The sequence below is a fragment of the Bradyrhizobium sp. AZCC 1719 genome (assembly GCF_036924525.1).
GTDB lineage: Bacteria > Pseudomonadota > Alphaproteobacteria > Rhizobiales > Xanthobacteraceae > Bradyrhizobium.
The window spans coordinates 5,010,359-5,036,992 of sequence record NZ_JAZHRU010000001.1; the positions used below are offsets into that span (position 1 = coordinate 5,010,359).

At 63.8% G+C, this 26,634-nt stretch carries 27 protein-coding genes; 15 read left to right on the forward strand and 12 right to left on the reverse strand.

The features are described from left to right. Positions 1-21 precede the first annotated feature (21 nt). Positions 22-1,074: a polysaccharide deacetylase family protein gene (locus V1292_RS23505; protein ID WP_334375020.1), complete on the forward strand. Its 1,053-nt coding sequence runs from the start codon at positions 22-24 to the stop codon at positions 1,072-1,074. A gap of 86 nt (positions 1,075-1,160) precedes the next feature. Here the strand turns inward: V1292_RS23505 and V1292_RS23510 are convergent, their stop codons facing one another. Next, complete coding sequence (locus V1292_RS23510; protein ID WP_334375021.1) at positions 1,161-1,373, reverse strand: DUF2842 domain-containing protein; 213 nt, start codon at positions 1,371-1,373, stop codon at positions 1,161-1,163. Positions 1,374-1,491: 118 nt separating this feature from the next. On the opposite strand from V1292_RS23510, the gene V1292_RS23515 reads away from it, so the two are divergent. Then, positions 1,492-2,583, forward strand: coding sequence for a COX15/CtaA family protein (locus V1292_RS23515; RefSeq protein WP_334375022.1), 1,092 nt, complete (start codon positions 1,492-1,494; stop codon positions 2,581-2,583). A 153-nt stretch (positions 2,584-2,736) separates the two neighbouring features. Beyond that, complete coding sequence (locus V1292_RS23520; RefSeq protein WP_334375023.1) at positions 2,737-3,549, forward strand: FTR1 family iron permease; 813 nt, start codon at positions 2,737-2,739, stop codon at positions 3,547-3,549. Between the two features lie 11 nt (positions 3,550-3,560). Here V1292_RS23520 and nadC read toward each other — a convergent pair whose 3' ends face one another. The 8 genes from nadC to V1292_RS23560 all read right to left on the reverse strand — a co-directional run bounded on the left by nadC (position 3,561) and on the right by V1292_RS23560 (position 11,572). Further along, on the reverse strand, positions 3,561-4,430 hold the full coding sequence (nadC, locus tag V1292_RS23525) for a carboxylating nicotinate-nucleotide diphosphorylase (protein WP_334375024.1): 870 nt from the start codon (positions 4,428-4,430) through the stop codon (positions 3,561-3,563). Further along, the gene (locus tag V1292_RS23530) at positions 4,427-5,980 is read right to left on the reverse strand and encodes an L-aspartate oxidase (protein WP_334375025.1); all 1,554 of its coding nucleotides are present in this window, start codon (positions 5,978-5,980) and stop codon (positions 4,427-4,429) included. Before V1292_RS23530 ends, nadC begins: the two co-directional genes overlap by 4 nt. Further along, on the reverse strand, positions 5,977-6,963 hold the full coding sequence (gene nadA, locus V1292_RS23535) for a quinolinate synthase NadA (RefSeq protein ID WP_334375026.1): 987 nt from the start codon (positions 6,961-6,963) through the stop codon (positions 5,977-5,979). Before nadA ends, V1292_RS23530 begins: the two co-directional genes overlap by 4 nt. A gap of 54 nt (positions 6,964-7,017) precedes the next feature. Then, entirely contained in the window at positions 7,018-7,974 is a 957-nt protein-coding gene (locus V1292_RS23540; RefSeq protein WP_334375027.1) for an NUDIX hydrolase, read from the reverse strand. Positions 7,975-8,005: 31 nt separating this feature from the next. After that, entirely contained in the window at positions 8,006-8,434 is a 429-nt protein-coding gene (locus V1292_RS23545) for a hypothetical protein (protein ID WP_334375028.1), read from the reverse strand. A 175-nt stretch (positions 8,435-8,609) separates the two neighbouring features. Next, positions 8,610-9,890 (reverse strand): O-acetylhomoserine aminocarboxypropyltransferase, encoded by a 1,281-nt coding sequence (locus V1292_RS23550; RefSeq protein ID WP_334375029.1) that lies wholly within the window; start codon positions 9,888-9,890, stop codon positions 8,610-8,612. 153 nt (positions 9,891-10,043) lie between these two features. Beyond that, positions 10,044-10,628: a CoA-binding protein gene (locus V1292_RS23555; protein ID WP_334375030.1), complete on the reverse strand. Its 585-nt coding sequence runs from the start codon at positions 10,626-10,628 to the stop codon at positions 10,044-10,046. Positions 10,629-10,747: 119 nt separating this feature from the next. Continuing rightward, positions 10,748-11,572, reverse strand: coding sequence for an enoyl-CoA hydratase (locus tag V1292_RS23560; RefSeq protein WP_334375032.1), 825 nt, complete (start codon positions 11,570-11,572; stop codon positions 10,748-10,750). 86 nt (positions 11,573-11,658) lie between these two features. On the opposite strand from V1292_RS23560, the gene V1292_RS23565 reads away from it, so the two are divergent. The 4 genes from V1292_RS23565 (at position 11,659) to V1292_RS23580 (ending at position 14,634) form a co-directional block, all read left to right on the forward strand. Next, positions 11,659-12,087: a PaaI family thioesterase gene (locus V1292_RS23565; RefSeq protein ID WP_213250498.1), complete on the forward strand. Its 429-nt coding sequence runs from the start codon at positions 11,659-11,661 to the stop codon at positions 12,085-12,087. Positions 12,088-12,241: 154 nt separating this feature from the next. Further along, positions 12,242-12,706 carry a 50S ribosomal protein L13 gene (rplM, locus tag V1292_RS23570; protein WP_057839142.1) on the forward strand — a complete coding sequence of 155 codons (465 nt, stop codon included), beginning with the start codon at positions 12,242-12,244 and terminating at the stop codon, positions 12,704-12,706. A gap of 1 nt (position 12,707) precedes the next feature. Continuing rightward, positions 12,708-13,184, forward strand: a complete 477-nt coding sequence (gene rpsI / locus V1292_RS23575; protein ID WP_108513524.1) for a 30S ribosomal protein S9 — start codon at positions 12,708-12,710, stop codon at positions 13,182-13,184. A 235-nt stretch (positions 13,185-13,419) separates the two neighbouring features. Then, entirely contained in the window at positions 13,420-14,634 is a 1,215-nt protein-coding gene (locus tag V1292_RS23580) for a GGDEF domain-containing protein (protein WP_334375033.1), read from the forward strand. 34 nt (positions 14,635-14,668) lie between these two features. On the opposite strand, the gene V1292_RS23585 is transcribed toward V1292_RS23580, so the two are convergent. Continuing rightward, positions 14,669-15,487: an IclR family transcriptional regulator gene (locus V1292_RS23585; RefSeq protein WP_334375034.1), complete on the reverse strand. Its 819-nt coding sequence runs from the start codon at positions 15,485-15,487 to the stop codon at positions 14,669-14,671. A gap of 133 nt (positions 15,488-15,620) precedes the next feature. Here V1292_RS23585 and V1292_RS23590 point away from each other — a divergent pair, with 133 nt between their 5' ends. The 7 genes from V1292_RS23590 (at position 15,621) to V1292_RS23620 (ending at position 22,737) form a co-directional block, all read left to right on the forward strand. Then, a complete protein-coding gene (locus tag V1292_RS23590) occupies positions 15,621-16,544 on the forward strand; it encodes a dihydrodipicolinate synthase family protein (RefSeq protein WP_334375035.1) in 924 nt (307 codons plus the stop codon). A gap of 25 nt (positions 16,545-16,569) precedes the next feature. Further along, a complete protein-coding gene (locus tag V1292_RS23595; RefSeq protein ID WP_334375036.1) occupies positions 16,570-18,033 on the forward strand; it encodes an FAD-binding oxidoreductase in 1,464 nt (487 codons plus the stop codon). 2 nt (positions 18,034-18,035) lie between these two features. Next, a complete protein-coding gene (locus V1292_RS23600) occupies positions 18,036-19,148 on the forward strand; it encodes a four-carbon acid sugar kinase family protein (RefSeq protein WP_334375037.1) in 1,113 nt (370 codons plus the stop codon). Continuing rightward, positions 19,145-20,185 (forward strand): 4-hydroxythreonine-4-phosphate dehydrogenase PdxA, encoded by a 1,041-nt coding sequence (pdxA, locus tag V1292_RS23605; protein WP_334375038.1) that lies wholly within the window; start codon positions 19,145-19,147, stop codon positions 20,183-20,185. The genes V1292_RS23600 and pdxA overlap by 4 nt, the downstream gene beginning before the upstream one ends. Before the next feature lie 13 nt (positions 20,186-20,198). Then, positions 20,199-21,329, forward strand: coding sequence for an iron-containing alcohol dehydrogenase (locus V1292_RS23610; RefSeq protein WP_334375039.1), 1,131 nt, complete (start codon positions 20,199-20,201; stop codon positions 21,327-21,329). Positions 21,330-21,390: 61 nt separating this feature from the next. Continuing rightward, positions 21,391-22,362 (forward strand): Bug family tripartite tricarboxylate transporter substrate binding protein, encoded by a 972-nt coding sequence (locus tag V1292_RS23615; protein WP_334375040.1) that lies wholly within the window; start codon positions 21,391-21,393, stop codon positions 22,360-22,362. A gap of 138 nt (positions 22,363-22,500) precedes the next feature. Further along, positions 22,501-22,737 (forward strand): hypothetical protein, encoded by a 237-nt coding sequence (locus V1292_RS23620; RefSeq protein WP_334375041.1) that lies wholly within the window; start codon positions 22,501-22,503, stop codon positions 22,735-22,737. A gap of 10 nt (positions 22,738-22,747) precedes the next feature. Here V1292_RS23620 and V1292_RS23625 read toward each other — a convergent pair whose 3' ends face one another. After that, on the reverse strand, positions 22,748-24,901 hold the full coding sequence (locus V1292_RS23625) for a carboxypeptidase regulatory-like domain-containing protein (RefSeq protein ID WP_334375042.1): 2,154 nt from the start codon (positions 24,899-24,901) through the stop codon (positions 22,748-22,750). A gap of 214 nt (positions 24,902-25,115) precedes the next feature. On the opposite strand from V1292_RS23625, the gene V1292_RS23630 reads away from it, so the two are divergent. Continuing rightward, positions 25,116-25,418: an antibiotic biosynthesis monooxygenase family protein gene (locus V1292_RS23630; protein ID WP_057839131.1), complete on the forward strand. Its 303-nt coding sequence runs from the start codon at positions 25,116-25,118 to the stop codon at positions 25,416-25,418. Positions 25,419-25,423: 5 nt separating this feature from the next. On the opposite strand, the gene V1292_RS23635 is transcribed toward V1292_RS23630, so the two are convergent. After that, a complete protein-coding gene (locus V1292_RS23635; protein ID WP_334375043.1) occupies positions 25,424-26,551 on the reverse strand; it encodes an AI-2E family transporter in 1,128 nt (375 codons plus the stop codon). Between the last annotated feature and the right edge of the window lie 83 nt (positions 26,552-26,634).

Below are 26,634 nucleotides of genomic sequence, written 5' to 3' on the forward strand. Positions count from 1 at the left end.
CGCATGTTGAGGGCGGTACGTTTGGCGTCGGATTTCGGAATTTTGCGGCGGGCCTGGATGGAGCTCGCCTATTTCAGCGGCTATTTCAGGCTGAAGCAGCGGCAGCGCGGTGGCGCCGGCGTCATTTTGCGGTTCGAGCGCGTGCGTCCGCGCGATTCCCGCACCTTTCAGCCCAATCGGTGGCGTGAAATCACGCCGCAATTTCTCGACCGGACGATCCAGGCACTGAAGCGTTGGAACTTCGACCTGATCACGATGGACGAGGTGTGCCGGCGGGCGGTCACGCTGCCAAGGGCCAATCGGTTTGCCTGCCTGACCTTCGACGGCGGCTGCAAGGATGTCATCACGCAGGCCTATCCGGTGTTGTCGAAGCAGGGCGTGCCCTTTACCGTCTACCTGCCCACCGCGTTTCCGGATGGGCTCGGCGAAGCCTGGTGGCTCGCTCTGGAAGAGATGATCGGGCGCGAGGATCGCATCAGCCTGGTGATCGACCGCAAGGAACGGCGTTTCGCAACGGGCAGCACGCCCGAGAAGTATGACACGTTCGAATTTCTGGCGAGCTGGATGCGGACGCTGCCGCCGCCGGATCTTTCGTTCGCGATCCACGACCTCTGCACGCGCTACTCCGTGGATCTCGGGGCGCTGTCGCGCGCTGCCTCGCTGGATTGGGACGATCTGGCCACGCTCGCCGCCGACCCGCTGGTGACGATCGGCAGCGCAACGGTGAACTATTCCGCACTGTCCAACCTGAAAGGGACGGACGCGCAGCGCGAAATGACGATGGGCAAGGCGGTTGCGGAGACCGCCTTGCGCCAGCCCGTCAGGCATTTCGCCTATCCGTTCGGGGACCGGCAATCCTGGCGCCGAGAGCATGTCGTGATGGCGCAGGAGGCAGGCTTCGCCAGCGCGGTATCGACGATCCCGGGCGTCGTCGAGGCCAAAGGATACACGAATCTGCACGCATTGCCCCGGATCGCCTGGGACGGACGGCAGGGTTCGCTGCGCACGATGCGGGTGTTGCTGTCGGGGATGATGTTTCCCGCGAGCAGGCCGACCCGGGACAATTGGGTCTAGAGCGTTTTCAAGCGAAAGCCTGCCCCGGACTTGATCCGGGGTGGATACCGGTTCGCGTGAAGAAAACGCGTTAAGACAAGAATCTTCTAAGCGGTGCGATCGGGCCGCGACATCCAGCTCACGATCGGCATCGCCGGCAGCACCCATCCAAGCCCTGCCACGACATAGAAGATCGCCTGCAGCAGGCCTGAACTGGCCAGCCACGGCGTCTGGGCGATAGTCATTCCCAACAGCGACCACACCACGACCAGCACCAGCAAAGCGAGGGTTCCAAAGAATTTGCGGGTGCGTATCGTCATGTCGGATATATGAGGCTCGTGGCGGGTTGCGCGCAGGGAGGGGCGGACTATAAGGGGCGCGCCAATTCAATCAAGCGCGCCTTCGGCGCGAGCCAGGACGGATTTTCAGACGGGTTTTATGACCGCTAGTTCCGCACAGCAGGCCCCGCATGCCAGCGCCATCAGATGGTGGCTGATCGTGGTTGCCGCGCTGATTGCGGTCATGGTGCTGGTCGGCGGCGCCACGCGCCTGACGGAATCCGGATTGTCGATCGTGGAGTGGAAGCCGGTTACCGGCACGCTGCCGCCGCTCAACGAGGCGCAATGGGCGCAGGCGTTCGAGGGCTACAAGGCCATTCCGCAATACCGCGAACTCAACGCCGGAATGAGCCTTGCCGAGTTCAAGACCATCTTCTGGTGGGAATGGAGCCATCGGCTGCTCGGACGCGTGATCGGTGCGGTCTACCTGCTGCCGTTCCTGTACTTTCTGTGGCGTGGCGCGTTCAGCGCTGAATTGAAAAAGCGATTGTGGCTGATCTTCGGCCTCGGTGCGCTGCAGGGGGCGGTCGGCTGGTGGATGGTCGCCTCCGGCCTGTCCCAACGGACCGAGGTATCTCAATATCGGCTGGCGACGCATCTGGTGCTCGCGCTGATCATTTTTGCGTCGATCGTTTGGACGCTGCGGCGGATGCGTGCGCGTCCGCAACCTGCGGCGGCGCCACGACTGAAAATAACCGCTGTGGCGTTGCTGGGGTTGACCTTCCTACAGCTCTATTTCGGCGCGCTGGTCGCGGGCCTGCGCGCGGGACGTGTATACAATACCTGGCCCGAGATCGACGGCGCCTTGATTCCGTCGTCGGCGCGACTGTTCTTCGAGGAGCCGTGGTGGCGCAACTTGTTCGACAACACGCTCACCGTGCAGTTCGAACACCGCATGACCGCCTACGCACTACTGGCGCTGGCGGTCCTTCATGCGGTCGATAGCGTGAGGTCACGGGCCGGTATTGCCGTGGTCGGCGGCGCCTGGTCTCTGGTGGCGGCGATCACGCTGCAGGCCGGGCTCGGCATTCTGACGCTGCTGCGCCAGGTGCCGATCGATCTCGCGCTGGCCCATCAGGCTGTTGCGATCGTGGTCCTGACGCTGGCGGTTTTGCAGACCGAGCGTCTGGTTGCGCGGCGCACCGAGCACGACAGGCAGAAGCTGGCGATGCCGCTCGGGCAGCCTGGCTGAAATTGAGCAATTCTAATCTGCTGTCATTGCCGGAAGTGCCCGATTTGCAGGGGTTTCTTGCTGCGCGACGGCCTTGACGCATTTGGGTGGCGTGCGACCGCTTTACTTGAATCGTTTGGACGATAAAACGAGCCAAAACAAAGGTTCGGTTTCATGTCGTCAGCTTTCATCCAAGCCGCTGTCATCCTGCTCCGCGAAGGACTCGAAGCCATGCTGGTGATCGCAGCACTCGCGGGCTATCTGACCAAGGCCGGTGCCGCCCACCGCATTCAGGCGCTGTACGGCGGGGCGCTCGCCGCGGTCGGCGCCAGCTTCGTCGCCGCCTGGCTGTTTGCGGTGCTGAACTCCGGCGACCACAGCGATATCCTCGAGGGCGTCATCATTCTCGTCGCCGCCGCCCTGATGCTCTATGTCAGCGGCTGGCTGATGGTGAAGCAGGACCCGCGCGGCTGGCAGGATTATCTTGCGCATAAAGCCGACCGTGCGCTGTCGCAGGACACCGTGTGGGCGGTCGGCGCGCTGGCCTTCCTCGCGGTGTTCCGGGAGGGCGCCGAGACCGTGCTGTTCATCCATGCGCTGGCGAAGACCGAGGGTGGCTGGAGCGCGGGCCTGTTCGCCGGCCTTGCGGTGGCGACGGTGGGCCTCGCCGTGCTGTTCTATTTCATCAACCTGATTGCGCGAAAGCTTCCGCTGCGGCCGCTGTTCATCGTCACCTCGGCGTTCCTGTTCGTGATGGCGATCAAGTTCATCGGCGAGGCGGTGCAGGAGTTCCAGGAACAGGCGATCATCACGGTCACCGACGTGAAGGGCTCGGCGTTTCTGACCGCGATCGGCCTGAATCCTTCCATGGAAGCGCTGTCGATCCAGGGCCTGGTGATCCTGTTTGCGCTGGCGAGCTATTCGGTGGTCCAGCGCAACAACCGCCTGATGCGCGAGGACAAGGCCGCTATGCGCGCGGCTGAGTAGTCCGCTGAAAACTACGCTGCCTGCCGATTGAGTCCGAGATAGTCGAGCCCGATATCGAGCGCGGCGGAGCTGTGGGTCAGCCAGCCGGCCGAAATCAGGTCGACGCCGGTCGCGGCGATCGCCTTGGCGGTCTCGGCCGTGATGCGGCCCGACGCTTCCGTGATCGCCCGGTCGCCGGTCATGGTAACCGCCTGTCGCAGTTCCTCGATTGTCATATTGTCGAGCAGGACCGCATCCACCCCGATCGCAAGCGCTTGTTCAAGTTGCGCCAATGTATCGACTTCGACCTCGATCTTGACGAGGTGGCCGGCATGCGCCTTTGCGCGTTCGATCGCGGTCCTGATGTCGCCGGCCAGTGCGATATGGTTGTCCTTGATCAGAATGGCGTCGTCGAGGCCAAAGCGGTGATTGCTGCCACCGCCGGCGCGGACCGCGTATTTTTCCAGTGCGCGCAGCCCGGGCGTCGTCTTGCGGGTACAGACGATGCGCGCCTTGGTGCCTTGCGCGGCCGATACCAGCGAGGCCGTTGCGGTCGCGACGCCGCTGAGGTGGCAGAGAAAATTCAGCGCCGTCCGTTCGCCGGTCAACAATCCGCGTGCCGGCCCCTCGATCGCGGCGATCACGTCTCCCGGCGCCACCACGCTGCCGTCAGGGCGTTCCGCCTCGAGTTGGATGGCTGGATTGACGAGCTGAAATGCACAGCGCGCGATGCCGAGCCCGGCCACCACGCCGGATTGGCGCGCGCGCAGCACCAGCGAGGCGCGCTTGTCCGCCGGAACGATCGCATCTGCCGTGATGTCGCCGGCGCGGCCTAAGTCTTCGAGCAGGGCGGTTCGAACCAGCGGCTCGTACACGACAGGCAGAAGCGGGGTTAGTGTCACGGCTGGGCACTCCCGGCAAACAGAGATCCGGTTTCAGCAATGTCGCGCGCGGCGTCGAGTGCGTCCGCAAGCGAGATGGATGAGGATACAGCCGACGGCAGGACATCGGGGAAGTCGGTGCGAAAATGCCCGCCGCGGCTTTCCTCGCGCCGCCAGGCGGCGACCGCGATCATCAATCCCACCAGCACGGGATCGGCTGCCGCACTTCTGCCGTTGGCGAGCGGATGGAGGCTACGGATCGCGCGCTCTATGCCGTGCCGGTCTCGGAGCACGCCGAGGCCTTGCGACAGGATCGGCCGTATGGCCGAAGGATCGGACGCGGGCGCAGGCGCGTCGGCCACGCGCGCTTTCAGTGGGTCGTGGCTCGCGCCCGTGACGCTCGCTGCAACCCATTGCGTACAGACGATGGCTTCCATCAGCGAATTGCTGGCGAGCCGGTTGGCGCCATGCAGTCCGGTGCGGCTGACTTCGCCGCAGGCCCAGAGGCCGTCCACGCTGCTGCGGCCTTCGCTATCAACGGCGATTCCGCCCATGTGGTAGTGCACCGCCGGCCTCACCGGAATCGGATCGGCGGCGGGATCGATCCCGGCCATTTTGCAGAAGGCGGAGATGACGGGATAGCGTTTTGCAAATTCCGCTCCCGGATGTTTGCGCGCGTCGAGGAAAACGCGATGCCCTTCCGCGCGACGGCGCCAGACTGCGCGCGCGACGATGTCGCGGGGCGCGAGTTCGGCACCGGGCTGATCCGCCATGAAGCGCTGCCCGGAATCGTCGATCAGGATGGCGCCATCGCCGCGCACGGCCTCGGTCACCAGCGGCATCGGGCGCGACGGCCCGTCGAAGGCGGTCGGGTGAAACTGGATGAATTCGAGATCGGCGAGCAGCGCGCCCGCGCGCGCCGCCAGCGCCAGCCCCTGGCCGAAGCAGCCGGCAGGATTCGTGCTGTCGAGGAACAGTCCGCCGATGCCGCCCGTCGCGATCACGACGCGACCGGTATCGATCACCAGCGGTCCCTGCGCGTTCACCGCGATCACGCCCTTGATGGCGTTATCCTCGACGATCAGGCTGCGCGCCTCGACGCCCTCCAGCAGCGTGACCGACGGACAGCGGCGTACCGCCGCAATCAGCGCGCGCATGATCTCGCGGCCCGTGCCGTCGCCGGTGGCGTGCACGATCCGGTTGCGGCCGTGGGCGGCTTCGAGGCCAAGCCGCCACCCACCGTCGGGCCACCGGTCGAAGGCAACGCCAAGCCTGGCGAGATGCTCGACGGCGGCAGGCGCGGCCTGAACGATCCGGCTCGCAATGGCCTCGTCGCACAGGCCCGCGCCAGCGGCCAGCGTATCGGCCAGGTGCAGGGCAGGGTCGTCGTCGTCGCCCATCGCTGCGGCCAATCCGCCTTGCGCCCACAGGCTCGAGGCTTCCGCGCCGAGCGGTGCCTTCGACAGCAACACGACCGGCTCGGGCGCCAATTGAAGCGCCGTCATCAGTCCGGCAGCGCCGCCGCCGATGATGACGGGACGGTGGTTAAGCGCTGAAATCTCCGTGCTCATAGCGCCAGCATCCTTTCGACGGCGCGACGGGCAGGGCTCGCAATCGCGGGATCGATCGTCACCTCATGACGGCCGGTTTCCAGCGCATGGCGGATGTTCTTCAGCGTGATCCGCTTCATGTGCGGACAGAGATTGCAGGGCCGGATGAACTCCACTTCGGGATGGAGCACCGCAACGTTGTCGCTCATCGAGCATTCCGTCAGCAGCACGACCCGGGGCGGGCGCTGCTTGCCGACGTAATCCGACATCGCAGCCGTCGAGCCGGAGAAATCGGCTTCCGCCACCACTTCGGGCGGGCACTCCGGATGCGCCAGGATGGTCACATCAGGGTGATTTTCGCGCAGTTGCCGGACGTCGGACGCCGCGAAGAGCTCGTGCACCTCGCAGTGGCCTTTCCATGCGATAATCTTCACATCCGTCTGCGTGGCGATGTTCTGGGCGAGGTACTCATCCGGCAGCATGATCACCCGCTCCACGCCCAGCGACTCCACGACCTTGAGCGCGTTGCCCGAGGTGCAGCAGATGTCGGATTCCGCCTTCACCGCGACCGACGTATTGACGTAGGTGACGACGGGAACGCCGGGATAGCGCTGGCGCATCAGCCGGACATCCTGCGCGGTGATGGAATCCGCCAGCGAACAGCCCGCCGCGAGGTCGGGGATCAGCACGGTCTTTTCCGGGTTCAACAGCTTGGCCGTCTCGGCCATGAAGTGCACGCCGGCCAGCACGATAGCGTCGGCATTGACCTTGGTGGCTTCGCGCGCCAGCAGCAGGCTGTCGCCGACGATGTCGGCGACACCGTGAAAGATTTCAGGCGTCTGATAGTTATGCGCCAGGACGACGGCGTTGCGCTCGCGCTTGAGCGCCAGAATGGCGTCGACGTCCTCGGCGAAGACCGCCCATTCAGGCGGCGGGATAACCCGTTTGACCCGATCGTAAAGCGGTGCGGTGCGGGCGAGCGCTGAGGAACTGAGGTTGGCCATTTATACTCTCCGTGAGTATATCTTGGCTTATACTTAGCCTGAGCATAACCGAAGTCAAGTGCGCGATAAGGGAAGCTTGGTTCCGGCGATTGCCCGCTCCGCTAGCACGCCGTGGCGGAACCTGAACAATTTTGCGGGGCGTCCGACGGTGTCGGCGGCGATTGCGCCAGTTTCCTCAACGAGTTGCTGCTGCTCGATCAGGCGCCGAAAATTCTGCTTGTGCACCAGCCGGCCTGCAAGCGCCTCAACGCTGCGTTGCAATTGCAGCAGGGTGAATTCCGCCGGCATCAGCTCGAACACCACGGGACGGTATTTGATCTTGGCGCGCAGCCGCGCGATGCCGGTGGCAAGAATGCGGCGATGATCTCCGGTCATTGGTTTGCCGGGAATGACGGTCGTGGCCGGTGCCCCGTCGCGCACGGCTTCCGGTATCAGGCCGGCCTCGTAGAGCAGCTCATAGCGCTGCAGTACCAGCTCCTCGTTCCATTCGCGATCCTCGAGGCCAAACGTGATGGCGGCGCGCTGCCAGCGTTGGCGCTGCAAGCCGGTGGTCTCAGCGGATTTCGCCCACGCCCGTAGCCGTGACGTCAATATCTTCGCCAATGAAGCGGGGAGGCCGGCCCGGCGATCCTCCCATGGGAAATATTCGTACCAGCCGGACCAGTGCGCCTCAAAACCCTGGCCGACCTTGTCTTCGCGAGTCAGGCCCAGATAGCTGATCGAGATCGAATGCGGTGACTTGGCATCTCCGGCGCGCCCACGATCGGCAAATGTGTAGAGCTGCTCGACATAGCCGAGCGGATGGCCGGTCTGTGCCTCGACCCAAGCCCGCAATCCCGTCTGCAGCGAACGGTGCGCGAATTCGAATGGGCCGCTCGGCAACGCGCCGTCGTTGGCGATGGTCATGATCTTGGGTTCGCCCTCGGTGACGGCGACGAGGACGGCGACCAGATCCGCCGTAACCGCGTTGGCAGAACCTGTTGCCCTGTCTTTCTTCAATGCCCCTGCCACTCCGTTGTCCGTCTCCGTCGCTGATGCGCCGTTAGCAATATCCGTACACGCCGCAGGCATAGGGCAGGCGAGCCCAGTAGGGTGTATAGGAGCCGCCATAATAAGGGCCGTCATAGCTGTAGGAATGGCTCGTTCCGTAATAGCCGGGCAGCGTCGACGACCCCGGCAGCAATGGCGTACCCCTGACCAGCGGCACATAGGGCACCACGCCCACCGGCTTGATCAGCACTTCGGGCTCGTCTTCCGCGACGACCACCAGTTGGCGGCCGCGCCGCACGTAGAGCGGTGCGGAGCCGGGTGCAACGGTGGTTCGGTAATTATAATGGGCTCGGGGTAGGCCTGGCGGCAAATTGCTGGCGGCACGAACGGCTGCGCGCTTGGTGGCGGCGGGGCCGTCGGCGGCGACAGCGGTTCCGATCGCGAACGTCGCAATCAGCAATGACATCGTCCAGCGCAGCATGGTTGGCTCCGAATCATTCCGGGGCGGATCACCGCCACTTTATGCCGGAATGAGCGTTAACGAGAGGCTTGTGATGCTTTGATGAACGCGTCATTCCGGGATGGTGCGAAAGCACCAGACCCGGAATCTCGAGATTCCGGGTTCGATGCTACGCATCGCCCCGGAATGACTGCTGTTACGCGCTCAGCGCCTGCTCCAGATCCGCGATCAAATCTTCCTTGTCCTCGATGCCGATCGACAGGCGCACCACATCGGGCCCCGCGCCGCTTCTCACCTTGGCGTCGTCATCGAGCTGGCTGTGTGTGGTCGAGGCCGGGTGAATCACCAGCGAGCGGGTGTCGCCGACATTGGCCAGATGCGAGAACAGTTTCAGGTTCGACACCAGGCTGACGCCGGCGTCGTAGCCGCCCCCGAGACTGAAGGTGAATACGGCACCGGCGCCCTTCGGCGCGTATTTGCGCGCGAGCTTGTTGTACCTGTCGCTGGCGAGGCCCGCATAGTTCACCGACGCCACCGCGGGATGGCCGGCCAGAAATTCCGCGACCGCCTTGGCATTCTCGCAATGCTTCTGCATGCGCAGCGGCAGCGTCTCGATGCCGGTCAGGATCATGAAGGCGTTGAATGGCGACAGCGCCGGGCCGAGGTCGCGCAGACCCAGCACGCGGCAGGCGATCGCGAAGGCGAAATTGCCAAAGGTCTCCTGGATCCTGATGCCGTGATATTCCGGCCGCGGCTCGTTGAGCATTGGATATTTGTTGTCCTTCGACCAGTCGAAGGTGCCGGCATCGACGATGATGCCGCCGAGCGAATTGCCATGGCCGCCCAAGAATTTCGTCAGCGAGTGCACAACGATGTCGGCGCCGTGATCGATCGGGCGGATCAGGTAGGGCGTCGCCAGCGTGTTGTCGACGATCAGCGGCACGCCGGCCTTGCGGGCCACTTCCGCGATCGCCTCGATGTCGGTGATGCTGCCGGCGGGGTTGGCGATCGATTCGATGAAGATGGCCTTGGTGCGCGGCGTCACCGCGCGCTCGAAACTGCCGATATCGTCGGGGTCGGCCCACGCCACGTTCCAGCCAAAGCTCTTGAACGCATGCGTGAACTGGTTGATCGAGCCGCCGTAGAGTTTTCGCGCGGCAATGAATTCGTCGCCCGGCATCAGCAATTGCTGCAGCACGACCACCTGCGCCGCGTGTCCCGAGGCAACCGCAAGCGCTGCGGTGCCGCCTTCCAGCGCCGCAATGCGCTCTTCCAGCACAGCCGTCGTGGGATTGCCGATGCGGGTATAGATGTTACCGAACGCCTGCAGCCCGAACAGCGAAGCGGCATGGTCGGCATCATTGAATACGAAGGACGTGGTTTGATAGATCGGCGTCACCCGCGCGCCGGTGGTGGGATCGGGCTGCGCGCCGGCATGCACGGCAAGGGTCGAAAATCCCGGGAGACGGTCGGTCATTCTTCTTCGTCCTGTTCTCTGGCTTGCTTGAAATGCGTTGACGATGCTGATCGCAGCCGCGTCCGCCGTCAAGGCGAGGCGTTCACATGTGGTGGATTGGAAACGCGCCTGCTTCGTCAGGCCGCGTCTTCGGAATAATTGTTTCTCATTGCTTCACGTCGGCTCGCTTTTGTTCTTTGCGGCGCGATCCGATGCTGCCGTTGCCCCGCCGCCGACGCTCATCCGGTTCAGCGACAGCCGCATGCCCTGCGTCGGGATCGGCGCGCGCTTGGAGCTCAGCGTGCGCGAATTGACGCCCATCCATGAAATTTCCGACGACAGGCGACCATACTCGATCTTCGGGCAGCGGTTCATCACCACCTTGATGCCGACGGCTTCTGCTTTTGCGGCAGCCGCGTCGTCGCGCGCCCCGAGCTGCATCCAGATCACTCTTGGCAACGGCGACAATGTCAGGGCCTCGTCGACGACAGGCATGATGTGGCTGGAGCTGCGAAAGACGTCGATCATGTCGACGGGACGGCCGATATCGGACAGCGAGGCGACAAAAGGCTTGCCGAGCAGGTTTTTGCCGACATGACCGGGATTGACCGGAATCATGTCATAGCCACGCTGCGCCAGATATTTGAACGCGAAGTAGCTCGGCCGCACATTGACCGGCGAGGCGCCGACCATCGCGATCGATTTCACGGAGTTGAGGATGCCGCGGATGTAATTGTCGTCGTAATTGTCGTGGTTCATTTGATTTCCTCAGACCCTCATGGTGAGGAGCGCGGAACGCGCGTCTCGAACCATGAGGCCACATACGGGCCTGCATCCTTCGAGACGCCGCTTGCGCGGCTCCTCAGGATGAGGAACGTCTATTTATCCTGCCACTTCGGTTCACGCTTCTCGATGAAGGCACCGATGCCTTCCTCGGCGTCGCGCGCCATCATATTCTCGGTCATCACTTCGGCCGTGTAGCGATAGGCCTCGGCGAGGCTCATTTCGGCCTGGCGATAGAACGCCTCCTTGCCGAGCTTGACGGTATAGGCGGATTTCAGCGCGACCTTCTGCGCCAGCGCGATCGCCGCATCGCGCTCGGTGCCGGCGGCCACGACTCGGTTGATGAGGCCGATATTCTTCGCCGTCGTCGCCGAAATCGGTTCACCTGTGAGCAGCATCTCCATCGCCTGCTTGCGCGGGACGTTGCGCGACAGCGCCACCATGGGGGTCGAGCAGAACAGGCCGATATCGACGCCGGGGGTCGCGAAGCCTGCGGCCTCGGAGGCGACCGCGAGATCGCAGCTCGCTACCAATTGGCAACCGGCGGCGGTCGCTATGCCCTGTACGGCGGCGACGACGGGCTTCGGCAGGTGCACGACAGCCTGCATCATCGCGCTGCAGGCGTTCATGATCTGCCCGAAATAGGCGCGGCCGCGATCGGCATCGCTGCGGCGTGCAGTCAATTCCTTCATGTCGTGGCCCGCGGAGAAGGCCGGGCCGTTGGCTGCGATGACGACGGCGCGGACGCTGTTGTCGTCGTGGATTTCCTTCATCGCGTCGTGCAGCTCGGCGATCAGGCCCTCCGACAGGCTGTTGCGTGCCGCCGGCCGGTTGAGCGTGAGCACCCGGATGCTGCCGACATTCTCCTGCAGCAGGATCGGAGGTTGCGGCGTGGGTGCGCGGGCGGTTTGGGCGGGCATCTCTGAGGTTTCCACTCCAGGATTTTCATTTTGGCTTTGCTGACAACGTAATGTAACAGGCAGTCATAATCGAGGGGCACGGGTGGATGGCGGCAGCGAAAATGAGCGTGGCTGAGCTGGAGAAGTTCCTTCGCGAGGAATTTCCGCAAGCCTTCAGCGATGGCGATATCACTATCGAGAGCGCTGACGGCGAGACCTGCCTGCTGCGGCGGCGTTACGACGAGCGCATGCTGCGTCCAGGCGGCACCGTGTCGGGGCCGACCCTGATGGCGATGGCCGATTTCGCGATGTATGTAGTGCTGCTCTCGGCGATCGGCCCGGTGGGATTGGCGGTAACGACCAATCTCAACATTAATTTCCTGCGCAAGGGCCAGCCGGGACAGGACGTGCTGGCCGCAGCGCGCCTGCTGAAGCTCGGCAAGCGGCTGGCGGTTGGCGAGGTCAACCTGCTGTCAGGTTCATCGCCCGATCCGATCGCCCATGTGACGGCGACCTATTCCATTCCAAACACATAGGCTTTTGAAAGGTAATATTGCACCATATTTTTAAGTAATTGTTTTTGTTGAAGTAATTTGCAAACATTGGCGTTGACTGACAGTGCGCCGTTCTCTAGAAACCCGCCAGTTCGGCGCATCTGGCGCCGATTTCCATTTTCACGGATTTCCTCACATGAAAACCTATTCGGCAAAGCCCGCCGAGGTGACGAAAAAGTGGGTCTTGATCGACGCCAAGGGTCTGGTGGTCGGTCGTCTCGCCACCCTCGTCGCCATGCGCCTGCGCGGCAAGCATCTGCCCACCTACACCCCGCATGTCGATTGCGGCGACAACGTCATCATAATCAATGCGGCGCACGTGGTGCTAACCGGTCGCAAGCGCGACAACAAGGTCTACTACAAGCACACCGGCTTCATCGGCGGCATCAAGGAGCGCACCGCGAAGTCGATCCTCGAGGGACGCTTCCCCGAGCGCGTGGTCGAGAAGGCCATCGAGCGCATGATCCCGCGCGGTCCGCTCGGACGCGTGCAGATGGGCAATCTGCGCGTTTACCCCGGCGCCGAACATCCGCATGAAGCCCAGCAGCCCGAGAAGGTTGATATCGCTTCGATGAACCGCAAGAACATGAGGGCCGCATAAGATGTCGGATACCATGCAGTCGCTCGACCAGTTGGCGTCGTTGAAGACGGCCGCTCCGGAAGCGCCGAAATACGTCAAGAAGGTCGACAAGTACGGCCGCGCCTACGCCACCGGCAAGCGCAAGGATGCGGTCGCCCGCGTCTGGATCAAGCCGGGCGCCGGCAAGATCGTGGTCAACACCCGCGAAGTCGAGGTTTACTTCGCCCGTCCGGTGCTGCGCATGCTGATCCAGCAGCCGCTGGTCGCGGCCGCGCGTGCCGGCCAGTACGACGTCATCTGCACGGTCGCCGGCGGCGGTCTGTCGGGCCAGGCGGGTGCCGTGCGTCACGGCATCTCGAAGGCGCTGACCAACTTCGAGCCCGATCTGCGCGGCGTACTGAAGAAGGGCGGCTTCCTGACCCGCGACTCCCGCACCGTGGAGCGCAAGAAGTACGGCCGGGCAAAAGCGCGCAAGTCGTTCCAGTTCTCGAAGCGCTAATTGCTTTGCTAAAATTTGCAGCGGATTGCTGCATTCACCGGACGAAAAAAGGGCGCCGATCGGCGCCCTTTTTGCTTACTATTTAGTGATGGGTTACCACGGATTTTCGTGAAAACTTGCTTACCCGCACTCACGAAATTGGAACACGGCCCTCCTAGTGTCCCTGATGCGATGGCGCGAAATTGCATTTCAGTGTGCGCCGAACAAGTTGCATCACACGCGTTCGGGTGAGCCCATGTCGTTCGATACTTCAACGCTGTATTTATTTGCCACGATGGTCGCAGGCATGCTCGGGGCCATGCTGGTGCTGTTCGGCAGGCAGGAAAACATTCCAGCCTTGAAGTGGTGGGGGACGGCCTATCTGCTTGGCGCATCGTCGGTGGCGATCTGGACCATCGGCGGCGCCAAACTCGGCGAACCGCTGTTGCTGGCGCTGCATGCGCTTGGTTTCGTGGCCTGCGGTATGGTCTGGAACGCCGCGCGCGTATTCCACGGCCGCAAGCCCAACCTGCCGGGGCTTTTCCTCGGCGCGATCGCCTGGGTCGGCACGGTGCTGGCTTTGCCATCCTTGAATCCCGCCATGCGGCTGGTCGTCGGTGCGGCGATCGTCGCGATCTATGCGGGGCTGACGGCTTCCGAATTGTGGAGCGAGCGGCGGCGGACGATGCACAAGCGCTGGCCGACGATTGTCGTGCCCGTAATGCATGGTTGCGTGCTGGCGCTGCCGATCCTGCTCGGGAGCCTGTTGCGGCCGCATGACGAGACGTTTGCCAGCAGCATCTGGGTGACGGCATTCTCGATCGAACTGATCTTGTATGCGATCGGCACCGTCTTCGTGATCTTCATGCTGGTGTCCGACCGCGCCGTGACGGTGCACAAGACGGCGGCCTCGGTCGATCCCTTGAGTGGAATGCTGAACCGCCGCGGCTTTTCGGAAGCCTGCAACCGCGTGATCGAACGCGAGGCCGCCGCGGGGCGGCCGGTGACGGTGATGATTTTCGACATCGATCATTTCAAGAGCATCAACGACCGCTTCGGCCATCCCGCGGGCGACGAGATCCTCAAATTGTTCTCCACGGTCGTTATCAGCAATTTGCGCATCAGTGATCTGTCGGGGCGCATCGGCGGCGAGGAGTTCGCGGCGTTGTTGCCGTGCGCGCTGGAAGAGGGCGTGATCGTGGCCGAGCGCGTGCGTGAGGCGTTCGAGGCGTCCAACATCGTCTGCGAGGAGGGGCTGGTCGACACCACCGTCAGCATCGGCGTCGCCGGCGGGCCGGCGGGGACGGAGCTCGAAGTGTTGCTGGCGGCAGCAGATACCGCGCTCTATCAGGCCAAGCGCGGCGGCCGCAACCGTGTCGAGGCGGCGGAAGAGCTGCCGCTGTCGCTCGAGAAGTGGCGGCGCAAGACCGCGGGGGGCGCAGCTTCGCAACGCCAGGCCCCGGCGACCTAGCGAAGAGCGCGGCTGCGCAAGGCGGGCTGAAGCGTTAGTTCGATAGCCCGGATTTGATCGCCAGGTCCTGCACGACAGCCGCGACACGCGTCAGTTGGGGCAGGGCCTGGTCGCGGAAGGCGGCCATGTCCATGCGCGTCGCATCGACCGTGACGCTCAAACCGGCGGTCACCGAACCTTGCGCATCGAAGATCGGCGCTGCCAGCGTGCGCAGACCGTAAGCATTTTCGCCGTCGGAGATCGCGTAACCCTGCTGCCTGACCAAGTCGAGCCGATCGAGCAGGACATCGAGTTCCGTCAGCGTTCGCTCCGACAATTTGATGCGAGGCCGCGATTCCAGCCGGTGGATTTGCTCGTCCCGCGGCAGATGCGCCAGCAGGACATGGCCGAGTGCGGCGCTGTAAGCCGGAATTCGCGTGCCTGGCCGGCGGTCCATCTTGTGCCGGTCAAGGCCTGTGCCGACGCGAGCGAGATAGATCACGTCCCCACCGTCCAGCGCGCCGAGCGACGCTGCGTCGCTCACGGAGGGCACGAGGTCGCGCAGCAAAGGCTCGGCCAGAGCGCGCAGCGTGCCCCCTGACAGCACCGTGTAGCCGAGATCGAGACAGGCGACGCCGAGCCTGAACCGACGGCTCTGCGGAACGGGATTGAGATAGCCAAGCTCAATAAGCGTCTGGATCAGACGGAATGCCGTTCCGCGATCGAGATTGGCGCGCGCGGCGATCTCGCTCAGCGTCAGCTCGAAGGCGTCGCTGGAAAAACTCTGCAGAACGGCGAAGGCCTTACCGACGGATGCGACGTAGTTCTTTGGATTGTTCGGCGCGGTCGGTGCGCGCTTGGATGTCTTGGCCATCTCGTCAATGCCCGCTTGCAAGAACGACGGCCGGCGGGTCTTGACGGCGCCGCCGGTCCGGTTCTAGGAGAGTACAGACTATATAACAAATGTTCGCATTCCGAACAACGGGATTCGGGCGATCGGAGGAAGTTTGTCGACAGCATCCCTGCATCCTCGTGGCGTGTTCTGCGCGGCGCTGACGCCGCTCGACGCCGAGCTCGCACCCGATCACGCACGGTTCGTCGCGCATTGCCGCTATCTCCTGAGTGAGGGCTGCGATGGCATCGCGATGCTCGGCACCACCGGCGAGGCCAACTCGTTTTCCGTTGCCGAGCGTACTGCGCTGCTTGAGGCGGTCGTGCGGGACGGCATTGCGCCGAACCGGCTGCTGCCCGGAACCGGAGTCGCGGCGCTCACCGATACGATTGTGCTGACGCGCCACGCGCTCTCGGTCGGCGTCGATACCGTGGTGATGCTGCCGCCATTCTATTACAAGGGCGTCACCGATGACGGCGTCTATGCATCCTACAGCGAAGTCGTGCAGCGGCTTGGCGATGCGCGGCTCAAGATCGTGCTCTACCATATCCCCCAGATGTCGATGCAGCCGATCTCGCATGCATTGATCGAGCGGCTGCGTGCGGCCTATCCGGCGACCTTCGTCGGCATCAAGGATTCCTCCGGCGACTTCGCCAATATGACCGCCATGGTCGAGCGCTTTCCGGGTTTTGCGGTGTTGGCCGGCGCGGATCCGCTGCTGTTGCCGCTGCTGCGCAAGGGAGGCGCGGGTTGCATCACCGCGACCTCCAATCTCGTGGCGCGCGATCTTGCCTATGTCTATCGGCATTTCCGTGACAGCGACGATGACGCCGGCCTTGCGGCGGCGCAGGCACGCATCGTGAAGGCGCGCGAGCTTGTCTCGCGGTTTGCGCAGATGGCATCGCTGAAGGCGCTGATTGCGCAGCGCACTGGTCATGCCGGGTGGCAACGCCTGCGGCCGCCGCTGGAATCTCTACCGGGTCCGCAGTTGAAAGAGCTCCTTGCCGACGCTGGCGCGTTTGACGCCGCCCGCGTCTAGCGCGAGTGGGCAGCGAGACGATCTGATGACCGGATCTTTCCAAAATGTGCTTGCTGGATTGGCTGATATCGTCGGCGACAATCATGTCATCGATTCCGCACCGGATCAGGAGTCTTATGTGACGGACTGGCGCGGACGCTATCGCGGTCAGGCCGTTGCGGTCGTCAAGCCCGGCTCGACCGCCGAGGTTGCGGCGGTTGTCCGCTATTGCGCCGACAAGCAGCTTTCGATCGTCCCGCAAGGCGGCAACACCGGCATGTGCGGCGCCGCCACACCGGATGATGGCGCATTCAATGTCGTGATCCGGCTCGATCGCATGCGGCGCGTGCGCGACGTCAGCCCGCTCGCCAATACGATTACGGTGGAGGCCGGCTGCATCCTAGCCGAAGTGCAGGCCGCCGCCTCGGCCGTGGACCGTCATTTTCCGTTGAGTCTTGGCGCCGAGGGTTCGTGCCAGATCGGCGGCAATATCTCCACCAACGCCGGCGGAACGGCGGTGCTGCGCTATGGCCCGATGCGCGACCTGGTGCTCGGGCTGGAAGTCGTGCTGCCGGACGGACGCATCTTCAACGGCCTACGTGCGCTGCGCAAAGACAATACGGGCTACGCGCTCAAGCAGCTCTTCATCGGCGCGGAAGGCACGCTCGGCATCGTCACCGCGGCGGTGCTGAAGCTGTTCGCGCCGCCGCGCAGTTCGGCTTTGGCGCTGCTCAAATTGCAGAGCGTCGACCAGGCCCTGCAGATCATGCAGCGGCTGCGCGGCGCCGTCGGCGACCGGCTCGGCAGTCTGGAAATCATGTCGCGCAGTCAGATCGAGGCGATCGCGGCGACCGTGCCGCACGTCACCATTCCTTTCGAACTCACCACGCCGTGGTACCTGATCGTCGAACTGACCGATACGCTGGCCGGCATCGATCTCAACGAGCCATTGGCCGCCGTCCTGTCAGACGCGATGGATGCGGGCCTTGCCGAGGATGCCGTGCTGGCCTCGAGCCTCGCCCAAGCGAAGGCGATCTGGGCAGTGCGGCACAGCGTATCCGAAGGCAACAAGCGCAGCGGCTACGTGGTGTCGCACGACAGCGTGGTTCCGCTGGAGCGGCAGGCCGCGTTCGTCGCCGGTGTCGAAGCCAGGATCATGGCCGCCGTTCCCCATGCGCGCGTGGTGATGCATGGTCATATCGGCGACGGCAATATTCACGTGATCGCCCTGATCGACCGCGATCGCTGCAGCGACCCTGTCGCGACCGCCGCGCTGGTGGCGCAGATCAACGAGATCGTCGACGACGAGACGGCAGCGCAGGGCGGAGCCATCAGCGCCGAGCACGGCATCGGCATCACCAATCGCGGCCGGCTCGCGCGAGTTGCTGATCCGCTCGATATCGAACTGATGCGCGGCATCAAGCAACTGCTCGACCCGAACGGCCTGATGAATCCAGACAAGATTTTCGCGAGCGCCTGTCGCGCGACTGGCAGCGCTGGAGCGGCCTGACGATGACGAGCGTCCGCCTTCTTGCCGACGATCTTACCGGTGCGCTCGACACCGCGGCTGAGTTCGTCGGGCTGTGCGGACCGTTCGATGTGACCTGGCCAGAAGCGCTCTCAACGAGCAGTTCGCCGAGCCTTGCGATCGACAGCGGCACACGCGAGCTTGCAAAGGCTGAGAGCGTCGAGATCGTCGGGCAGCTGGCGCCACTGCTTTGTGAAGGCACGATCGCCTACAAGAAGGTCGATAGCCTGTTGCGCGGGGCGTGGGCGGCCGAACTTGGCGCCTGCCTGCGCAGCGGCCATTGGGCCTCATGTGTCGTCGCACCGGCCTTCGCCTACCAGGGACGGCGCACGTGTGACGGCCAGCAATTCGCCCGCACGCCGGATGGCGACTGGTATCCGGTTGGCGCCAACCTTCTGGCGCAGCTCAAGGCGGAGAACATCGACGCCCGGCAAGGCCGGTCCGACACGCTGTCGCATGGTGGCGTCCAGGTCTTCGATGCCGAGAGCGACCGCGATCTCGATCGTGTTGTCGAGATGGGCCGTCAGCTTGCTGCGCCCGTCCTGTGGTGCGGGAGCGGCGGATTGGCCGCTGCCTTGGCACGCGGCCGCCGCGCTGATGCGCCGCGCCATCTGAAAAAGCCGGTACTGGGATTGTTCGGCTCCGATCAGATCGTCACCGCGTCCCAGCTTGAGGCGTGCGGAGAGGCCACCATCGCCCTTGCCGAGGCCGAGGCCGGAGGTGCGGCGCGGGTGCACCGCAAACTTGCCGATGACGGTGTGGCGCTGGTGAAGTTTTCGCTTTCCGAGGGCCTTTCGCGCCCCGAGGCGGCCCGGCGCATCGCGCGTGAAATGACCGCGTTGATTGCAGCACTTGATCCTCCCGGTACGCTGATCGTTGCCGGTGGCGAGACCTTGAAGGCGCTCTGCGTCGCGCTCGGTGCGCAGGCGTTGCAGGTCGCAGGCCGCCTCGTGCCGGGCCTGCCGCGCTCGACCCTGCAGGGCGGCCGTTGGGCTGGCGTTGACGTGATCTCCAAATCCGGAGCGTTTGGTACAAGGGAGCTATGGCGCGATCTGCTCCATGCCAATCAATTGCTCAGCACAGGGAAACTGACATGACCTCTCGCCATCTCGCGATCACCATGGGCGATCCGGCCGGGATCGGGCCGGAAATCATCGTCAAGGCCTGCATCGGATTGCAGGACAGGATCGCCAAGGGCGATCTGCGCCTCCTGATCATTGGCAGCGGAGCTGCGTTGGAGGGCGCCAAGGCTATGTTCGGTGCCAACGTCGCGATACCGCAGGTGAGCGCTGAAGACCGCGACTGGCCCAATCTCTGCTTTCTGCAGGCGGACGCCGAGGGCGCGCCGATCCGTCCGGGCGTGCTGAGTGCCGACGGCGGACGCTTTGCGTTCAAGGCGGTCGAGCAGGGTGTGCGGCTGACGCAGGCCGGGCGGACCGCGGCCATCGTTACCGCGCCTTTGAATAAGGAAGCGCTCAACAAGGCGGGCTACCACTATCCCGGACACACGGAGATGCTGGCGCATCTCACCGGCGTACGCGGCTCTGTGATGCTGCTCGCCCATGGCAATATGCGCGTCAGCCATGTCTCGACCCATGTGGCGCTGGAGGACGTGCCGAAACGGTTGACCCCGGAGCGGCTCCGTCAGGTGATCGATCTCACCAACGACGCGCTGCACCGGCTCGGCATCGCGCGCCCGAAGATCGCCATCGCGGCGCTCAATCCGCATGCGGGTGAGGGTGGGTTGTTCGGTCGGCAGGATATCGACATCTCGGCGCCGACCATCGCCAGGGCGGTCGCCGACGGCCTCGATGTCGTCGGCCCGGTGCCCGGCGACACCATCTTCGTCAAGCTGCGTGCTGGCCAGTTCGATGCCGCGGTCGCGATGTATCACGACCAGGGGCACATTCCGGTAAAACTGCTCGGCTTCCAGGTCGATCCCGCGACCGGCCGCTGGCAGGAGCTATCTGGCGTCAACATCACGCTAGGCCTTCCGATCATCCGCACCTCCGTCGATCACGGCACGGCCTTCGACATCGCAGGCAAGGGGATCGCCAACGAGCACAGCCTGATCGAGGCCATCGACTATGCCGAGCGCCTGGCCGGCGGCATGTCGTCACCGTCAAAACAATGAGATGAACGTCCAGATGACCAATTCCTTCACGGCGATCGAGATCCTTCGTCCTAATGCCGTCGAGTTCGGTTGTGGGACAGTCACGGCCGCGGCTCGCTTCGCCGAGCAGATCGGCGCACGGCGGCCCTTGGTGATTTCGGACCCCTTCAACGCGCGGCGCGTCGATCAGTTGGCATTGCCCGGTGCCGCCAAGGTCTTTGGCGCCGTAAAGCCCGAGCCGGATCTGCCCAACCTCGAAAAGGCAGTAGCGATGGCGCGCGAAGCCGCGCCCGACCTCATCGTCGGTTTCGGCGGCGGTAGCGCGATGGATCTCGCCAAGCTGGTCGCCGTGCTCTGCACCGGCGATACGGCTTTTGCCGACATCGTCGGTGCGGAAAAGGTTGCCGGCCGCAGCGTCGCGCTGATGCAGATTCCGACCACCTCGGGGACCGGCAGCGAAGCCGGCACCCGCGCGCTCGTGACCGATCCGGCGAGCCGAAACAAGCTTGCGGTCCAGAGCCGCTTCATGCTGGCCGATATCGCCATCGTCGATCCTGACCTCACGATGACCGTGCCAAAGGATGTCACCGCGGCGACCGGCGTCGACGCGCTGGCACATTGCGTCGAGGCTTACACCGGCCGCAAGGCGCATCCGGCGATCGATCTCTACGCGATCGAAGGGGCGCGACTGGTCGGACGCTATCTGCGGCGCGCGGTTGCCGACGGCAGCGACCGCGAAGCGCGTGCTGGCCTTGCGCTGGCCTCGCTTTATGGCGGCTATTGCCTCGGCCCAGTGAATACGACGGCCGGTCACGCGGTGGCCTATCCGCTCGGCACGCGGCATCATGTGGCGCATGGCCTCGCCTGCGCGGTGATCTTCCCGCACACGCTGGCGTTCAACATGCCGGCGACTTTGACGAAGACGATCGCCGTGCTGCACGCGCTCGGCCTGCCGGAACGTAACGTTCCCGCAGCTGCGTTCGACGCCGCTTATGGTTTCTGCGCCGATCTCGGCATCGAGATGCGGTTGTCCGCGCTTGGTGTTCCCAAGGACGATCTCGCCGTCATGGCGGACGAGGCGCATGCCATCCGTCGTCTGCTGGACAACAACCCGCGCGATTTGAGCGGTGACGAGATTTTGAAGATGTACGAGACGGCGTTCTAGCCGGCCCGGGCTGCGGCGCACGGCACCGACCAATAACAAGCAGGAAGCAGAGGAAACTTCGATGAGATTGATGAGGCTTATTGTTACGTCGGCGATGCTGCTGGCGGCGGCACCAACGAAGGCAGAGGATGCGTATCCTTCCAGGCAGGTGAGCGTGATCGTTCCCTTCGCCGCCGGCGGCACTGCCGATATCTTCGCCCGCATGGTGGCCAATCATCTTCAGGCGAAACTGGGCAAGCCGTTCGTGGTCGAAAATGTCGGCGGCGCCGGCAGCATTGTCGGCGTGACCCGGCTGGCGCGCTCGGCACCCGACGGGCTGACCCTGGGCTTGGCGAGCACATCCGCGCTTGCGATCAACCCGTCGCTGTACGGTCCGAAGCTCAGCTATCAGCCCGACAAGGATTTGCAGCCGATCGTCCAGATCAGCGTCGTACCCAACGTGCTGGTCGTCAATCCCGACAAGATCAAGGCGCGGACCCTGCCGGACCTGATCGCCTACCTGAAGGCCAATCCGGACAAGGTCTCGTTCGGTTCGGCCGGCGTCGGCACCTCGCAGCACCTGGCTGGCGAGTTGTTCCAGCAGATGACCGGCACCAAGATGGTGCATGTGCCGTACAAGGGCTCGAGCACGATGCTGACCGATCTCCTCAGCGGCCAGATCGACCTTGCTTTCGACAACGTGCCGCTGCTCCTGCCGCAGGCGAAGACCGGCAAGCTCGCGCTGATCGCGGCCGCAACGCCCAAGCGCGCCTCGTTCGATCCGAACCTTCCCACCGTCGCCGAGCATCTGCCCGGTTTCGAGGCTGTCGCCTGGCACGGCTTCTTCGTTCCGGCCGCCACGCCGAAACCGATCGTCGAAAGGCTGTCGGCGGAGATCCGGGCCTTCATGCAGCAGCCGGAGACGGTGCAGAAGATGGCCGAACTGGGCGCCGATGCCGTTGCGCTTGAGGCCCAACCGTTCGCGGCCTACATCGCTTCGGAGACGGCGCGATGGAAGAAGGTGATCGAAGCCGCCAACATCAAGCTGGAGTAGCGCTTCTCAGCGCTGCCTGAAACATTACGCGTGAACAAGGCGATATGTCCGGAGGCTAATTCAACACTTTCGAATTGGTCTCCGGATGAAGTTGGTGTGGTAACCTCCCGTTTACCATTCCATCCATATCATCTGCGTATGGATTTACCCCGCAGACAAAACTCACAGGCTGCCCTGATGTCGCTCGAAGCGGCTGCAGCCTCCGCCCGCGGCGGGTTTGGCTGCATGTTCTCGACCTCGGAAGAATTCGAGATGGCGCTCATCACCGAGCGCCGTGCGCAGGGGCGTTACGTTCAGCGCAGAATGCGCTGGCCTGCCATCCTGTTCATCGGCTTTGCGCTGATGGTCGCCGGCACGGTGATGCTGTTCGGCTAGCTGCTACTCCTCACTTCGCCAATGGGTCGGGGCGAACCTGAACATGCACCGCTCGCGGCTTTGAGCCCTTGCCGCCCTCCATCAACCAGGGTGTGCGGTCGCCGCTCGAACTCCAGAGACCACGGCCTTTCCAGCCCGCGTTTGGATCGTCAATGCGTCCGTCGAGGCCCTTGGCAAAAAAGCCGAGTGGATAGGGGACGCGCAGCATCACCATCTGTCCGTCCCTGAATGCGACGAAGCCGTCGTTGAGGTTGGCGGTCGAGATCGGGATGTTCTCGCCGAGGCCGCCCGTATTGTGGTGATCGACCCAGGTGTAATAGCTCGCCTCGGCGCTGGAGCTCTCGAACCCTTCGAAGCCGGGCCCCGGATATTTGAAGTAGGCGAAGCCTTCCGGGCAGTGATTGCCGGTCGCACCCGGCCCGTTCAGCGGCGCCTTGCACTTGCTGCGATCGAAGCGGATCAGGCTGCCGTTCGAGCCCGAGCCCCAGAGCACGCCGTTCTTGTCAATATCGCCGCCCCGAACGCCGATGCCTTCCTTCGGAATCGCGTAAAATTCCGAGAGCTTGGTCTTGGGATCGAACCGCATGAAGCCGGGTGGGCCGACGAACACGTTGACGGTGTACCAGACCGAGCCGTCGGTCGGATGCGGCATCACCGCGTAGGGCCCCGAGCCCGCGATCCGCATGTCCTTGCCGGCCTCCGCCGGCTTGCCCGGATCGGTATATTCGTCGACCTTGCCGTTGCCGTTAGTGTCGAGCACGAATGGTGACCATCCCTGCGCTTTGACGGCATCGCCGGTCTCGTCCCATAGCCTGGTGTTCACCCATCCGGCGACCGGGCCGGTCCCCGAGAGCCACAGCGTATCGTCGGCGTCGTAGCCGAATTGCGGATGATGGGTACCGAAGCAGGTATCGACGAAACTGTACTTCTGAGTCTTGGGATCGAATACCGACACTTGCCGGCCCGAGCGTTCGAGCGGAAACGCCTTGGCCGACGGGTGATCAGATCCCTTCTTGCAATACGCCGGATTTTCGATGCCGCGCACGGCCGCCGCCAACCACAGGCGGCCCTTCTTGTCCAACATGCTGTTGTGATTGTTGGTCCGCTGGCTCCAGATCTTCTCGTCGCCCCAATAGGCCGAAGGGCTGACGGGATTGAGCAGGGCCGTGCCATGGAGCGGAGGGCCGAACGATTCCGGCGCATTGGAATCGGCGACCGGCATCTTTGAGAACGTCACCTTGTGCGTTTTGGGATCGAGGATCGGCATGTCGTCGGAGGAATATTCGTTCGCGCCGAACAGCGGGCCGTAGGCGTTGACGGTTGGATAACGCCGGTCCGAGGAGATCAGATCGTGGACGAAGTGCTTTTCGGTCGCCCATTCCCACGACGAGATCACGACGTTGCGCTCGATGCCCGTCGGCCGCGGTGGCTTTTCTTTCGGCAGTTCACCCTTGGCGACCCGGTCGGTCCAGTCGCCGAGGTACTTGAACGGTACGCCGCCCATTTGCCCCGCGAGCCGGTTCACCATCCATTCGCCTGTTTGCCCTGCGGCAACGCGGCGCATCCAGGCTTCCTCGCCCGATTTGAATTCGCCGAACGCGGCCGGGATCGTACGCGTGGATTCCTGGCCGAGCTGATGGCAGCCGATGCAGTCGACATTGTTCATCCGCTGGCGCCAGATCTCCTGCGTGATCTCCTTCGGGATCTCGGTGGAGCCGCCGAAATCTTTTGCCGGCGGGATCTTCATCATCGTGTACCAGTAGATCGCCGAGTAATAATGAGCGGCCGCTGCCTCGTTCGGCGCCGGGACTGCCGTGAGATTGACCTGCTGGCCGGGCTTGGCGCGCAGCTTGGGTGAATCCACAAGGCCATAGCCGCGAACCCAGATCGCGTAGTTGACGTTCGGCGGCAGGTCCGGGATCACGTAACGGCCCTGGTCGTCGGTGACGACGATCTTGGCGAATTTCGTCGGCAACTCGGTGGTTTCCGCAATCACCCAGACGCCGGCCTCCGGGCCGTTCGGTCCGCGTACCGCGCCGCCGATATCATCATTATCGATGGCGACCGCCGGAGGCTGCTGCGCTTGCGATGGCGCCGCCCCCAAGCTCAGTCCACTTGCCGCCGCAGCCAGGGTGAAGGAGAACAGGATCCGACCGAGATTCATCGTTTCTCTCTCCGCGACCGTGAGCTTGTTGTCGCTCGTTGTTGGCGCAAGCCTACACCAGACCAGGGTTGCGGCGGGAGCATGTCACTGGCGCGGTTTCCTCACGCTTGCGGCATTGAGAGCCACCGTGCATCGCAGCAACACCTATGCATCCGCCTTTTGCTTTTGAGGCGGCTGGGTTAGACACGCCAATTCTCACGAGAGGGCGTAACCAATGATCACCGAAATCGCGCAAATCGACGTCAAGCCGGGCACCGAGAAGGATTTTGAAGCGGCCGTCGCCAAGGCGCGCCCGCTGTTCCTGCGCGCCAAGGGCGGCAAGGGGTTTGAACTGCACAAATCGATCGAGAAGCCGCAGCGGTACCGGCTGGTGGCGAAGTGGGAGACGCTGGAAAACCACACCGTCGACTTTCGCGGCTCGGAAGATTTCACCGCCTGGCGCGCGCTGGTCGGCCCGTATTTCGCTTCGCCGCCCGAGGTCGAGCATACCGAGACGGTGCTGACCACGGCGGACTGAAGCCATCAGCCGGCCGCAATCGCGACCGGCGCGGCTTCCGCCTTGAAATGATCGATCATCACCTTGGCGATCGCCATCAGGGGCAGCGCGAGCGCCAGCCCCCAGATGCCGAACACGACGCCGAGCAGGATCTGGAACGCAAACAGCGTCGCAGGCGGAATGTCCAGCGCCTGCCGCTGAATGATCGGTGTCAGCACGTAGCTTTCCAGCGCGTGCACGCCGAGGAACAGGATGAAGGCGGAGAGGCCTGCGACCCATCCCGACGCGAGACTGGCCAGCACCACGATCAGCCCGCCGAGGATGGCGCCGACCGTCGGGATGAAGGCGAGCAGGCCGGCCTGGATGCCCAGGATGAACGAGCTCTGGATGCCGATGATCGATAGCCCGATCCAGGTCACCAGAAACACCGCCACCATGGTGATGATCTGCGCGATCAGCCAGCGCTCCAGCGTCTCGCCGATCCGGTCGACGATTGCAACCGCACGTACGCGATGCTTCACGGGCGCCATGAACAGCAGTCCATTGCGGTAGACGCTCGGCTGGGTCGCGAAGGCAATCCCCAAAAACAGCACGATGAAGAAGTTTCCGACTGCGCTTGCGGTGCCCAGGATCAGTTTCAGGCTCTGGCTGAAGATGGCGCCGCCGCTGGCCGCAATCGTGCCGGCGCTGGGAAGCGTGTGCGGCGTCGGCGTCGCGGCGGGCGCCGGCGTGCCATCATCCGACGTCGACGACAGGGTGCCGAAATCGAAAAAGCTGGTGTCGATGCCGTTGCGCTCCAGGAAGCCCTTGACGTTGACGAGCTGCGATTTGAGCGTGTTGCTCAACGCCGTCGTCTGCTGGGCGATTGTGGTGCCGCCGAGGAAGACGATGCCCGACAGCATGCCCGCGACCACCAGGCAGACCATCGTCAGTCGCAGCGCATGCGGCAGCCGCACCACGCGTCCAAGCAGGTTGCTCATGGCGTTGAGGGTGACGCCGAGCAGGATGCCGGAAAAGATCAGAAACAGCGTCGCGGCAAAGTGCCAGGTGAACACGAGCAGCGCGGCGAACAGCACGACGCCGATGCCGCCGACCGATATCGCCCACGCCAGATCGTTGCGAGCCTGAAGCCGATTGTCAGCCGGACCTGTCACGTTGATTCCTTCTCGCAGAATGTCGTCTGCAGTCTTTCGCCAAAAACGCCGCCGGGATCAAGCGGGAGCGCACGCGCCGGTTT

Excerpts from the sequence above, each read along its gene's own strand:
- V1292_RS23510 (WP_334375021.1), bottom strand. The coding sequence starts at position 1,373 with ATGACGATACGCACCCGCAAATTCTTTGGAACCCTCGCTTTGCTGGTG.
- V1292_RS23515 (WP_334375022.1), top strand. The coding sequence starts at position 1,492 with ATGACCGCTAGTTCCGCACAGCAGGCCCCGCATGCCAGCGCCATCAGA.
- V1292_RS23520 (WP_334375023.1), top strand. The coding sequence starts at position 2,737 with ATGTCGTCAGCTTTCATCCAAGCCGCTGTCATCCTGCTCCGCGAAGGA.
- V1292_RS23530 (WP_334375025.1), bottom strand. The coding sequence starts at position 5,980 with ATGAGCACGGAGATTTCAGCGCTTAACCACCGTCCCGTCATCATCGGC.
- nadA (WP_334375026.1), bottom strand. The coding sequence starts at position 6,963 with ATGGCCAACCTCAGTTCCTCAGCGCTCGCCCGCACCGCACCGCTTTAC.
- V1292_RS23545 (WP_334375028.1), bottom strand. The coding sequence starts at position 8,434 with ATGCTGCGCTGGACGATGTCATTGCTGATTGCGACGTTCGCGATCGGA.
- V1292_RS23550 (WP_334375029.1), bottom strand. The coding sequence starts at position 9,890 with ATGACCGACCGTCTCCCGGGATTTTCGACCCTTGCCGTGCATGCCGGC.
- V1292_RS23555 (WP_334375030.1), bottom strand. The coding sequence starts at position 10,628 with ATGAACCACGACAATTACGACGACAATTACATCCGCGGCATCCTCAAC.
- V1292_RS23560 (WP_334375032.1), bottom strand. The coding sequence starts at position 11,572 with ATGCCCGCCCAAACCGCCCGCGCACCCACGCCGCAACCTCCGATCCTG.
- V1292_RS23565 (WP_213250498.1), top strand. The coding sequence starts at position 11,659 with ATGGCGGCAGCGAAAATGAGCGTGGCTGAGCTGGAGAAGTTCCTTCGC.
- rplM (WP_057839142.1), top strand. The coding sequence starts at position 12,242 with ATGAAAACCTATTCGGCAAAGCCCGCCGAGGTGACGAAAAAGTGGGTC.
- rpsI (WP_108513524.1), top strand. The coding sequence starts at position 12,708 with ATGTCGGATACCATGCAGTCGCTCGACCAGTTGGCGTCGTTGAAGACG.
- V1292_RS23580 (WP_334375033.1), top strand. The coding sequence starts at position 13,420 with ATGTCGTTCGATACTTCAACGCTGTATTTATTTGCCACGATGGTCGCA.
- V1292_RS23585 (WP_334375034.1), bottom strand. The coding sequence starts at position 15,487 with ATGGCCAAGACATCCAAGCGCGCACCGACCGCGCCGAACAATCCAAAG.
- V1292_RS23595 (WP_334375036.1), top strand. The coding sequence starts at position 16,570 with ATGACCGGATCTTTCCAAAATGTGCTTGCTGGATTGGCTGATATCGTC.
- V1292_RS23600 (WP_334375037.1), top strand. The coding sequence starts at position 18,036 with ATGACGAGCGTCCGCCTTCTTGCCGACGATCTTACCGGTGCGCTCGAC.
- pdxA (WP_334375038.1), top strand. The coding sequence starts at position 19,145 with ATGACCTCTCGCCATCTCGCGATCACCATGGGCGATCCGGCCGGGATC.
- V1292_RS23610 (WP_334375039.1), top strand. The coding sequence starts at position 20,199 with ATGACCAATTCCTTCACGGCGATCGAGATCCTTCGTCCTAATGCCGTC.
- V1292_RS23615 (WP_334375040.1), top strand. The coding sequence starts at position 21,391 with ATGAGATTGATGAGGCTTATTGTTACGTCGGCGATGCTGCTGGCGGCG.
- V1292_RS23620 (WP_334375041.1), top strand. The coding sequence starts at position 22,501 with ATGGATTTACCCCGCAGACAAAACTCACAGGCTGCCCTGATGTCGCTC.
- V1292_RS23625 (WP_334375042.1), bottom strand. The coding sequence starts at position 24,901 with ATGAATCTCGGTCGGATCCTGTTCTCCTTCACCCTGGCTGCGGCGGCA.
- V1292_RS23630 (WP_057839131.1), top strand. The coding sequence starts at position 25,116 with ATGATCACCGAAATCGCGCAAATCGACGTCAAGCCGGGCACCGAGAAG.